Here is a 10,849-nt window from a genome sequence, read left to right as displayed (position 1 = left end):
CGCCGACGACGGCTCCGGGCACGCGCGCGAAGGCATCCCAGATCGACGCCGTGCGGCCGTCTTCGAAGGCCGCGCCCTCGATCTGATAGGCCGCGGTGGCCGCGCCGAAGAGGAAGCCGTCGGGAAAGGTTCGGGTCATGGTGACAATGATGCCATGACTTGCTGGGAGCGCTCCCATGGGCGTGCCGCCGAGCCGTTCGGTAACCTTGGCAGGTGAGTCCCGAACTGGCGCGCGCCGAGTCCCTGATCGCTTCGATCCCCGACTACCCGCAACCGGGCATCCTGTTCCGCGACATCATGCCGCTGCTGGCGGATGCCAGGGCGCTGCGCGCCACGACCGCGGCGCTCATCGAGCCCTTCGCCGGCAGCTTCGACATCGTCGCGGGGATCGAGGCCCGGGGCTTCATCCTCGCCGGAGCCGCCGCGATCGCCGCCGGCGTCGGGTTCGCCCCGATCCGCAAGGCGGGCAAGCTGCCGCGGCCCGCAGCGGCCGTCGACTACGCCCTCGAGTACGGCACGGCCACGGTCGAGATGCACGACGACCTTCCGACGGGCACGCGCGTGCTGCTGATCGACGACGTGCTCGCCACCGGCGGCACCCTCGCCGCCGGACGCCAGATCGTCGAGCGGCTCGGCTATCACGTCGCCGGCATCAGCGTGCTGTTCGAGATCGACGGACTCGGCGGCCGCGAGGCGATCGGCGATCTGCACACCGTCTTCCACTCGGCCTGAGCGGGCACCCTCTCACTCGTTCCGCTCCGACTGGCGCTCCCGGCGCCCGCCGACCTCCTCGGGCAGCTCGTCGATCGGCACGATCACGATGTCCTGCACCTTCCAGTCCAGGTCGATGCACGCCTCGCGAGCGGCGATCAGGTCGGCGAGCTTCGGCGTGCGTCCTCTGCGCGGCACGACGAACGACTCCACGTGCAGCACGTGGCCCTGGTCGCGCACGCGCGATCCCACCTCCTGCGCCCACGGCAGCGAACGCAGCAGCTCGTCGATCTCGCCGGTCAGGGGGTGCACCCTGTCGTCGTCGAACGTCGTCGCGGCGGCGTCCATCAGGTCGGTGATCGCGGCGCGCATGTTGCGCACTCCGTCCCACAGGATGCTGCCGGCGATGAGCAGCGCCGCCACGGCATCCGTCCACCACCATCCGATGCCGATGCCGAGCACGCCGACGATCGATCCGACGGCGGTCTGCCAGTCGGCCTTGTTCATGTCGGCGTCGGCGTAGAGCACCTTGTCGTGCAGCTCTTTCGCGAGGCGCATCTTCACCCGACCGAAGTAGATCGGAAGCGGGATGGTGAGCGCCATCACGATGACCATCAGCCATCCCAGCCAGATCGGCTGCCCGAACAGCACGACGGTGCCGATGGGCGGATGCTCGCCGCCGATCAGACCGGTCAGCGAGTCGATGATGAGGAATGCCCCCATTGCCATCAGCGCCACGGCCGCCACGAGGTGGGCGACGCCGACCGCACGGTGATAGCCGTACGGGTAGCGGCCGCTGGGCGGCCGGTTGACGATGCGCACCGCGACGAGGAAGGCGATCGGCGGGGCGAGTGAGAGCAGATCCTCGATCCAGGCCGCCTTCATCGCTTGGGAACTGCCCATCACCAGGTACACCATCGTGATGGCCACGGCGAGGAAGAGCAGGGTGTACCACTCGAAGCGGATCGCCCTGCGCAGCGCTTTCTCCTGCCGTTCGGGAAGCTCGGTCCGGCCGAATCGCGTCGTCATGAGCCGGCCTCCTCGTGCAGGAAGGTCTCGAGCTCTGTGAGCAGGGCGTTCTCGCCCATCCGCACGATCATCACGTGCTTCTGCGGCCCCTCCTCGGTCTCGCGCTCGGTGTACGGTCGCGTCACCGCGCCGCGATCCGTCCAGGGTGTGTCATCGAGGAACCCTCCGACCACGAGGTCCAGTTCGCCGCGCTCCAGCGCCGTGAGCAGGTCGGCCTCGCTGCCGGTGGTCCACTCCACCCGCGCATCCAGCTGCTCGGCGAACTCCTGCACCAGCTCCGGTTCCGACCCGGTCGGCTCTCCGCCGTCGTGCACGTCGACCCAGGGCGGCTGCTCGGTCGCTCCGGCGCGCAGAGTGCCGCCCTCGATCCGCTCGAGACTGCCGTGCGGATCGGCGGGCATCCGCATCCCGCAGCCGGTCAACGCGACCAGCAGCACGAGCGCCCCCGCGCCTGTCACTCGCCGTCTTCTCATGGCGCCGACACTAGCGAGGCAGCTGAACGGCGACCACCCCTCCCCTCACCCCTTGACAGACGCGACGGCCGCGTATCGCCGAGCGGACGCACGCTGCATGAGCACCGATCGCATCGCCTAGAATCGGGGGTATGCCCACCATCGTCGTCGACGTCATGCCCAAGGCCGAACTGCTCGACCCGCAGGGGAAGGCCGTCTCCGGCGCCTTCGCCCGCCTGGGCGTCGATAGCTTCAGCCAGGTCCGCATCGGAAAGCGCTTCGAGCTCACGGTCGATGGTGAGGTCACCGACGACGTGCTCGCCGAGGCTCGGCGCCTGGCCGAGGACGTGCTGTCGAACTCCGTCATCGAGGATGTCGTGGGAGTCGGGGTCGCGCAGTGAGCGTGCGCATCGGCGTCATCACCTTCCCCGGCTCGCTCGACGACCGCGACGCGCAGCGCGCGGTGCGCATCGCCGGCGCTGAGCCCGTCGCCCTGTGGCACGGTTCGCACGATCTCGAGGGCGTCGACGCTCTCGTGCTGCCCGGCGGATTCAGCTACGGCGACTACCTGCGCTCGGGGGCGATCGCGGCCCTGTCGCCGATCATGGCCGAGGTCAGGGCCGCAGCCGAGAAGGGGATGCCGGTTCTCGGCATCTGCAACGGCTTCCAGATGCTCGTCGAGGCGCACCTGCTGCCCGGCGGCCTCATCCGCAACGATCACCAGCACTTCGTGCGTCGCGACCAGCGCCTGACGGTGGAGAACAACGACACCGCCTGGACGAACACGTTCGCGAAGAACCAGGAGATCGTCATCCCGCTCAAGAACGGCGAGGGCGGCTACATCGCCGCCGACGAGACCCTCGACCGCCTCGAGGGCGAGGGACTCGTGGCGTTCCGCTACGCCGGGGTCAACCCCAACGGGTCGCTGCGCGACATCGCCGGCATCACCAACGACCGCGGCAACGTGGTCGGCCTCATGCCGCACCCCGAGCACGCCACCGAGGCGGGCTTCGGCCCCGACACCCGTGCCGCCATGCGCTCGGGCGTCGACGGTCTGGGCTTCTTCGAGAGCGCCATCGCCGCGGTCGCGCGCATCGCGGCGTAGCCGCGACGCATCCGCGTCGCTGCATCCGCTCCGCGGCCGTCAGAGGCCTGCCGGCGGCCAGACGCCGATGATCACGGCCATCACGAGCACCGTCACGAGCTCGTGACCGATGTTGACGGTGGTCAGCCGGGTCGAGCGCCCCTCGAACGCGTCGTGCGTGATGAAGCGCGCCGCGGTGAACCCCGCCCACAGGGTGACCGCGGTGACCAGCGAGGCCCAGAAGTACGAGCCCTCGTAGAAATGCCAGGCGATCGTGGCGGCGCCGGCGAGCACCCACGCGGTGATGAAACCGACCAGCACCGTGGTGATCATCGGCCACAGCGGGCGGCGGGAGGGATGCTCGAGGTCGACCCCGGCGAGCCGCGCCCACCGCTCGCCCATCACGCCGCGGGCGTACCAGACGGCGCCCACCACCATGCTCGACGCGGTCGCGACCAGCACCGCCCAGTAGTTGATCTCGGGAACCGTCATGACGCCTCCTCCATCGGATGCGCTCAGACTACTCCCGGGTGCCGTGGCGTTCGAGGTCGTTCAGCCGCGCATGGCGACACCGTGGCGCCAGTACCCCATGAACGCCACCTGCGCACGATCGACGCCGATGTCCTTGACGAGGTGACGACGCAGCGTGGTCACCACGCCGCTCTCGCCGGCGATCCAGAAGTACCGGTCGGCGGGCGCGTGGGTCGCGGCGATCTGCTCGCCGAGGCTGGAGTAGGCCGGGGTCTCCCAGAGAAGGTCCTCGGTGTCGACATCGCGCACGTCGACGTGCGTGTGCGCGTCGCCGAGATGGCTGAGCACCGCCGGGATCAGCGCCGATCCGTGCGCATCGCCGTCGGTGCGCGGCAGCCAGGTGATCTCCACGCCTGCGGGTGCGGCGATCTCGAGCACATCGGCCGGCTCGGGCACCTCGATGAACGCGGTGCCCCGCAGGTCGCGCGGGGCGTCCTCGAGGATGCGCGCGATCGCCGGCGCCGCCGTCTCGTCGCCGGCCAGCAGCACCGAGCGCGCTTCGCCGGGCGCGAACTCCGCGCCGCCGTGCTCGCGGGCCGACATCCCGCGGCGCGGGCCGACGATGAAGATCGGCTGCCCCACGCGTGCGTCGGCCGCCCACCGCGAGGCCGGCCCGGTGAGGCCGGGGCTCAGGTGCAGCACGAAGTCGATGACGATCTCGGTGCCCGCATCCGTCACGGTGAGTTCGCGCACCGAGTAGGTGCGCATCGAGCCTCTCTCGGTCTCCGGCACGGCCAGGTACGATCCCCACCAGTCATCGCCGTCACGGTCGATCGGCGGCACGGCATCCGGTCGGGGCGGGAAGATCAGCTTGATGCGCGAGTCGAACGTGTCGCCGGGGGTGCCGAGCTCGTCGAGGTCGTCCCCGCCGAAGGTGATCCGCACGAAGTTCGGCGAGACGCGCTCGACGGCGCGCACCTCGGCGAGCGCCAGCAGGTAGGTGGGCCGGGTCTTCGTGGTGGTGTCAGCGGACATGATGCCTCCCGATGGGCGTGACCATCGGTTTGCCCGAGACGGGGTCAACGGTGATCTGATTGGCGAGGCCGAAGACCTCCTGGACGAGTTCTGCGGTGACGATCTCTTCCGGGGCGCCGACGGCGTGCACCCGGCCGTCTTTCATGGCCACCAGCTCGTCGCTGTACCGGGCGGCGAGGTTGAGGTCGTGCAGCACCATCACGATGGTGGTGCCGCGCGAGCCGCTCAGGTCGGTGAGCAGATCGAGCACCTCGACCTGGTGGGCGACGTCGAGGAACGTGGTCGGCTCGTCGAGCAGCAGGATGTCGGTCTGCTGCGCGAGCGCCATCGCGATCCACACCCGCTGCCGTTGACCGCCGGAGAGCTCGTCCACGCTGCGATCGGCGAGTTCGCTGATGCCGGTCGCGTCGAGCGCATCGGCGACGACCGCGTAGTCCTGTGCGCTCCAGCGCGCGAGCATCCGCTGATGCGGGTGTCGCCCCCGACCCACGAGGTCGGCCACTGCGATCCCCTCGGGCGCGACGGGCGACTGCGGCAGCAGCCCGAGAACGCGGGCGACCTCTTTCGACGGGCGGGCGTGCACGGATGCGCCGTCGAGCACGATCTGGCCCCCGGCGGGGCTGAGCAGGCGCGCCAGCGCCCGCAGCAGCGTCGACTTGCCGCATCCGTTCGCCCCGACGATCGAGGTGATCCGGCCGGGCGCGATCGACAGATCGAGCCCCTCGATCACCGTGCGGTCGCCGTACGCGAGCGTGACGGATTCGGCCGCGAGAGTGTGCGCCGCGGTCACAGGGAGCCTCCCGAGCGGTTGGTGCGGATCAGCAGGTAGATGAGGAAGGGCGCGCCGAGCACGCCGGTGACGACTCCGACCGGATAGCGGGCGCCGAGGGCGAACTGGGCGAGCAGGTCGCTGCCGAGCACGAGCGCCGCGCCGACGAAGGCGCTGGGCAGCAGCAGGTTCGCGCCGGGGCCGGTGATGCGCGCGGCGATCGGCCCGGCCATGAACGCGGCGAAGGCGATGGGGCCGGCGGCGGCGGTAGCGAAGGCGAGCAGCGCGACCGCCCCGAGGATGAACAGCATGCGCGTCGCGTTGACCCGCACCCCGAGGCCGGCGGCGGAGTCGTCGCCCAGCTGCATGGCGGCGAGCGAACGCCCCTGCGACAGCATCAGCGGCATCACGATCACGGCGGCGATCGCCATCGGCAGCACGCGCTCCCACGAGGCGTTGTTGAGGCTGCCGCTGAGCCACTGCATGGCGGTCTGGATGTCCCAGCTCGCAGCCCGCGAGAGAAGGTACGAGATCACGCTCTGCAGCACCGCGGCGACCCCGATGCCGATGAGGATCAGTCGGGTGCCCGCGAAGCCGCCTCTGATCGAGAGGGCGTAGATCAGCGCGGCCGTGGCGAGCGCGCCGCCGAGTGCGAGCAGCGACACCGCCGGGCCGTCGAGTGAGAGCACGATGATGCCGATCACCGCTGCGGCACCGGCGCCGTGCGAGATGCCGATGATGTCGGGCGAGGCGAGCGGATTGCGCAGCAGCGTCTGGAACGTCACGCCGGCCATCCCGAAGCCGAGCCCGGTCAGCACCGCCAGCACGGCCCGGGGCAGCCGCAGCTCGCCCACCGTGAACGAGGCCCCCGGCACCGATTCGCCGAGCACGACCCGCACGATCTGATCGGGGCTGTAGAACCGGTCGCCGACCATGAGCGCGACAGCGAAGAGCACGCACACCAGAGCGCCCAGCAGGATCGTGGCGAGGGCGTGGCGACGGTGGCGCGCGCGGCGGCCGGCGATGACGCGCACGACGCGCTGCGCGCCGGTGTCGGCCGGCCGCTCGAGCGTGTGCGCGGTCGGGATGCTGGTCTCTATCGGGGCATGTGCGCCTGCCGTGCGCTCGCGTGTGCTCACAGCTCGCGCACCTTCTGCCTGCGCACGATCCAGATGAAGAAGGGCGCACCGACGATCGCCGTGATGATGCCGACCTGGATCTCCTCCCCGGACGGGGCGATCACCCGGCCGATGACGTCGCTCGCGGTCAGCAGCACCGCTCCCGCCATCGCCGAGAACGGCATCAGCCAGCGATGGTCGGTGCCGATCAGCATCCGGCACACGTGCGGCACGACCAGACCGACGAAACCGATCGGGCCGGCGATCGCGGTGGCGGCGCCGGCGAGGATCACGGCGCCGAGCGCGGCGAGCATCCGCGTGCGGGCGACGTTCTCGCCCAGGCCCCTGGCCATATCGTCGCCGAGCGCGAGCGAGTTCATCCCGCGTGCGCTCAGCAGGCAGATGAGGGCGCCGAGCGCCAGCACGGGCGCGGTGACCGCGATGCGCGGCCATTCCGCACCGCCGACGCCGCCCACCTGCCACGACTGGAACGTCTGCAGCAGATCGACCCGCGGCAGCATGATCGCGCTGATCAGCGAGGCGAAGGCGGCCGAGGTCGCCGCACCCGCGAGGGCGAGCTTGAGCGGGGTGGCACCGCCACGGCCCAGCGAGCCGACCGCGTACACGAAGACCGCCGCCACCGCGGCGCCCGAGATCGCGAAGGCCATCTGCCCGAACGGGTCGCTCAGCCCGAACGAGGCGATGCCGACGACCACGGCGAGGGAGGCGCCGTTGGAGACGCCGAGGATGCCGGGTTCGGCGATCGGGTTGCGAGTGACGGCCTGCATGGCCGCGCCCGCCATGGCGAGCGCGGCACCGACGAGCAGGGCCAGCGCCGTGCGCGGCATCCGCTTGATGATCGCGGCCTGCTCGATCGTCTCGTTCTGCCCCGACAGCGCGGTGAGCAGGTCGTCGATCGTCACCGCCCGCACGCCGAACGAGATCGACAGGATGCTGAGCACGATCAGCGCTACGACGCCAGCCATCAGCCACGACGCGCGCGCCAGCGCCGGCCGGCGCAGGTGCGCGGCGGCTGGTGCTGGTGCGGCGGTGGTGGTGGAGGTCACGAACGGGGTCCCCGCAGGCGGAAAGGGTTTACTTCGCCAGCGGCGCGGCGAGGATGTCGAAGTAATCGTTCAGGCCCCACGGGATCGACAGCGGCGACGGGTTGGCGGATGCGGCGATCGGCGTCGCGTCGGGCAGGATCGCGATGCGTCCCTCGGCGATTGCGGGGATCTTCGACAGCAGCGGGTCGGCCTGCAGGGTCGCCACGGTGGACTCGTCGCCGTAGGTGACGAACAGGTCGACGTCGTCGAACCGCTGCGCTTCCTCAGCGGAGATCTCGAGGTAGAACTGGTCGCTGTCGGCGCTCTCCTCGACGATCCCCGGCAGCGGCAGGCCGAGCTCGTGGAGGTAGCCGGGGCGGGTGTCGGCGGCGGTGTAGTAGCCGATCTTCGACAGGTCGCTCATGTCGAAGTAGCCGAACAGCACCTTCGCGTCTTTCAGCTCCGGATGCTGGGCGAGCGCGGCCTCTGCGTCGGCGTCGAGCTGCTCGATGAGGGCGTCGCCCTCCTTCTCGAGGCCGAGCGCCTCGGAGTTCATCTCGATCATGTCCTCGACCGAGGTGCCCCACGCGACCTCGGGGTAGGCGACGACGGGAGCGATCTTCGACAGCGTGTCGTACTCCTCCTGCGTGAGCCCGGAGTACGCGGCGAGGATCACGTCGGGGGCGGTGTCGGCGACGGCCTCGTAGTCGATCCCGTCGGTCTCGTCGAACAGCACCGGCGGCTCGCCGCCGAGCTCGTCGAGCTTCTCCTCGACCCAGGGCAGGATGCCGTCGTTGTCGTCGTCTCCCCAGGTGGCCTTGCTCATGCCGACCGGGACGATGCCGAGCGCCAGGGGCACCTCGTGGTTCGCCCAGGCGACGGTGGCGACCCGCTCGGGCTTGGCGTCGATCACGGTCTCGCCGAAGGCGTGCTCGACGGTGACGGGGAACGACTCGCCGGACGAACCGGTGGAGGCGTTCGAGTCATCGGAGCTGTCATCGGCTGCGGAGGCGCAGCCGGCGAGACCGACGGCAAGGGCTGCTGCGGCGGCGAGGGCGAGGAGACGGGAAGATCGCACGGGCGTTCCTTCGGATTCGGTGACCGACGCAGGACGCGCCGGGTTCGGTAAGGCTCGCCTAACGTAACACGGGTTAGGCCAGCCTTACCAACCGAAGGATCGCTCAGCAGCTGATCAGCGGATCAGGCGATGCCGCCACCGTCGACGACCAGCGCCGCCCCGGTCACGTACGACGCCTCATCGCTCGCGAGCCACACGACAGCCGCCGCGATCTCACTCGGCTGCCCCATGCGGTTCAACGGGCGCTCGGCCGCCTCGGCCAGGAATCCGGTCTGGTCCTGTCCCAGCTGGCGAGCCTCGTCGCGCAGCATCCCCGTGTCCACGTCGCCCGGGTTGACGGAGTTGACCCGGATGCCGTCGGGACCATGGTCGATGGCCAGCGCACGGGTCATGTTCACCACCGCGCCCTTCGACGCGCAGTACGAGATCGCCTGACCGCCGCCCTTCAGGCCCCATCCGGAGCCGGTGTTGACGATCGAGCCGCCGCCGTTCGCCTTCATGATCGGCACGACGTGCTTGCACATCAGGAAGATGGCGCGCACGTTCACGCCGAACACGCGATCCCACTCCTCGACGGTGGTCTCGACGGCCGTGGTGCGGCGGATGATGCCGGCGTTGTTGAACACGACATCGATGCCGTCGAACGACTCCTTCGCCGTCTCCACGACTCGGACGATGTCATCCTCGTTCGAGACGTCGGCAGCGATGGCGACAGCCGTTCCGCCTGCCGCGCGGATCTCCTGCGCCACGGCCTCGGCGGCCTGGGCGTTGAGGTCCACGACGGCGACCGAGGCGCCTTCGGCGGCGAAGGCGAGCGAGGTGGCGCGGCCGATGCCGCCAGCTCCGCCGGTGACGATGGCGTTCTTGTTCTCGAGACGCATGGGTTTCCTTAATGATTGCGGGTGTGGGACGGGGGTCAGGGGACGAGGTCGGGTGCGGCGACAGGGTACAGGCTGGTCGTCGCGGTGCCCGTGATGATGCGGATGTGGCCGGACAACCGCTCGTCGACGGCGGGATCGCCGGTCTCGACGATCAGCGCGCGGCCGCTCAGGTCGATGAGCTTCTGCTCGGGGGCGACGACCATGAGCGGGTCGTCGCCGAGGGCGCTGATCACCGCTGCCGAGAGCTGCTGGTTCCCGCGGCCGAGCAGGAAGCCCTGCCCGCCGATCACGGTGACGACGGCCTGCGCCGGCCCCCGGCCGATCTCGTCGAGAAGCTGCTCCTCGCTCGCCGATCGCAGCAGCTGCCGACCGTCGAGGAGAACGTCCACTCCCAGCGGCGACTTCTCGATGCCGAGCTGCCTGGCGATCTCGGCGGTGGTGCCGCCCGGGCCGAGAAGGTAACGCACGCCCGGCCGCATCCGCGAGACAGCTCCGCGGGCGGCGTACGCGACAGCTGCCGCTTCGGATGCCGGGGTCGCGGCCTTGCGCGCCTGCGTGCGGCCGACGCGGAACGGAACGCGCAGCATCCCGAACAGCTGCGGGTCGACGCGCGCGCGGCGCATCGCCGCCTCGTCGATGTCGAGCACCTCGCGGTCGGTGAGGGGCAGGCCGCCATCGACCCAGTCGGCCGCGAGCGAGCCGGCTGCCCGGGGGCTGACCGCGAAAACCGGGGAGTACATCTTCACGCCCGACGGGATGCCCAGGACTGCAGGCTGCGGCGCCGTACCCGCCAGTCCCGCCGCGGCATCACGCAGCGTGCCGTCGCCACCGGCGACGAGGATCAGCGTCGCCCCGGCCTCGGCGAGCGCGGCGACGGCGGCCGAGGTGTCGGATGCCGTGGTCGTGGACTGCACCGCGGATGCCGGGTCGTATACGACCCACGCCTCCAGGCCGGCGGCGCGCACGGCATCCGCGCCCATCGCGCCGCACGTGGTGGCGATCACGAGAGCCGGATGCCGGGCGGCGAGCACCCGCAGAGCGATGGTCGCGCGCGCCTGGGCGCGCGAGTGGGCGCCGCGCGAGACCGCGAGGCGCTGCACCTCCGCGCCGTCGGAGCCAGCGAGGCCCGCGGGCCCGCCGACTCCGGCGACAGGGTTGACGACCAGTCCGATCAC

14 protein-coding genes are annotated in these 10,849 nt (G+C 70.7%); 3 read left to right on the top strand and 11 right to left on the bottom strand.

Annotated features, from left to right (window positions below):
- The coding region (locus BFN01_RS07875; RefSeq protein ID WP_177243832.1) for a family 1 glycosylhydrolase at window positions 1–139 on the bottom strand (139 nt) is incomplete at its 3' end.
- Window positions 140–213: 74 nt separating this feature from the next.
- Here BFN01_RS07875 and BFN01_RS07870 point away from each other — a divergent pair.
- Window positions 214–732, top strand: coding sequence for an adenine phosphoribosyltransferase (locus BFN01_RS07870; RefSeq protein ID WP_071643334.1), 519 nt, complete (start codon window positions 214–216; stop codon window positions 730–732).
- A gap of 12 nt (window positions 733–744) precedes the next feature.
- On the opposite strand, the gene BFN01_RS07865 is transcribed toward BFN01_RS07870, so the two are convergent.
- Window positions 745–1,740 carry a cation diffusion facilitator family transporter gene (locus BFN01_RS07865; protein WP_071643332.1) on the bottom strand — a complete coding sequence of 332 codons (996 nt, stop codon included), beginning with the start codon at window positions 1,738–1,740 and terminating at the stop codon, window positions 745–747.
- Window positions 1,737–2,213: a transporter substrate-binding domain-containing protein gene (locus tag BFN01_RS07860; RefSeq protein WP_071643330.1), complete on the bottom strand. Its 477-nt coding sequence runs from the start codon at window positions 2,211–2,213 to the stop codon at window positions 1,737–1,739. The genes BFN01_RS07865 and BFN01_RS07860 overlap by 4 nt, the downstream gene beginning before the upstream one ends.
- A 131-nt stretch (window positions 2,214–2,344) precedes the next feature.
- Here BFN01_RS07860 and purS point away from each other — a divergent pair, with 131 nt between their 5' ends.
- Together purS and purQ are read left to right on the top strand one after the other, a co-directional pair.
- Window positions 2,345–2,593, top strand: a complete 249-nt coding sequence (gene purS / locus BFN01_RS07855) for a phosphoribosylformylglycinamidine synthase subunit PurS (protein WP_071643328.1) — start codon at window positions 2,345–2,347, stop codon at window positions 2,591–2,593.
- The gene (purQ, locus tag BFN01_RS07850) at window positions 2,590–3,297 is read left to right on the top strand and encodes a phosphoribosylformylglycinamidine synthase subunit PurQ (protein ID WP_071643326.1); all 708 of its coding nucleotides are present in this window, start codon (window positions 2,590–2,592) and stop codon (window positions 3,295–3,297) included. Before purS ends, purQ begins: the two co-directional genes overlap by 4 nt.
- Before the next feature lie 39 nt (window positions 3,298–3,336).
- Here the strand turns inward: purQ and BFN01_RS07845 are convergent, their stop codons facing one another.
- From BFN01_RS07845 to BFN01_RS07810, 8 genes are all read right to left on the bottom strand, one after another.
- Window positions 3,337–3,768, bottom strand: coding sequence for a DUF1761 domain-containing protein (locus BFN01_RS07845; RefSeq protein ID WP_071643324.1), 432 nt, complete (start codon window positions 3,766–3,768; stop codon window positions 3,337–3,339).
- 60 nt (window positions 3,769–3,828) lie between these two features.
- Window positions 3,829–4,782, bottom strand: coding sequence for a siderophore-interacting protein (locus BFN01_RS07840; protein ID WP_071643322.1), 954 nt, complete (start codon window positions 4,780–4,782; stop codon window positions 3,829–3,831).
- Window positions 4,772–5,572 carry an ABC transporter ATP-binding protein gene (locus BFN01_RS07835; RefSeq protein ID WP_071643320.1) on the bottom strand — a complete coding sequence of 267 codons (801 nt, stop codon included), beginning with the start codon at window positions 5,570–5,572 and terminating at the stop codon, window positions 4,772–4,774. Before BFN01_RS07835 ends, BFN01_RS07840 begins: the two co-directional genes overlap by 11 nt.
- Entirely contained in the window at window positions 5,569–6,639 is a 1,071-nt protein-coding gene (locus tag BFN01_RS07830; RefSeq protein ID WP_083428715.1) for an iron chelate uptake ABC transporter family permease subunit, read from the bottom strand. The genes BFN01_RS07835 and BFN01_RS07830 overlap by 4 nt, the downstream gene beginning before the upstream one ends.
- Before the next feature lie 47 nt (window positions 6,640–6,686).
- A complete protein-coding gene (locus tag BFN01_RS07825; protein WP_071643318.1) occupies window positions 6,687–7,736 on the bottom strand; it encodes an iron ABC transporter permease in 1,050 nt (349 codons plus the stop codon).
- Window positions 7,737–7,764: 28 nt separating this feature from the next.
- Complete coding sequence (locus BFN01_RS07820; protein ID WP_071643316.1) at window positions 7,765–8,793, bottom strand: iron-siderophore ABC transporter substrate-binding protein; 1,029 nt, start codon at window positions 8,791–8,793, stop codon at window positions 7,765–7,767.
- Between the two features lie 122 nt (window positions 8,794–8,915).
- On the bottom strand, window positions 8,916–9,674 hold the full coding sequence (locus BFN01_RS07815; protein WP_071643314.1) for an SDR family NAD(P)-dependent oxidoreductase: 759 nt from the start codon (window positions 9,672–9,674) through the stop codon (window positions 8,916–8,918).
- A gap of 35 nt (window positions 9,675–9,709) precedes the next feature.
- A complete protein-coding gene (locus BFN01_RS07810; RefSeq protein WP_071643312.1) occupies window positions 9,710–10,849 on the bottom strand; it encodes an ATP-NAD kinase family protein in 1,140 nt (379 codons plus the stop codon).

Origin of the sequence: Microbacterium sp. AR7-10 (assembly GCF_001878835.1) — a bacterium.
In the GTDB taxonomy this organism is placed as follows: domain Bacteria; phylum Actinomycetota; class Actinomycetes; order Actinomycetales; family Microbacteriaceae; genus Microbacterium; species Microbacterium commune.
Note: the sequence above shows the minus strand (reverse complement) of the source record. Positions and strands in the feature narration are given on the sequence as shown.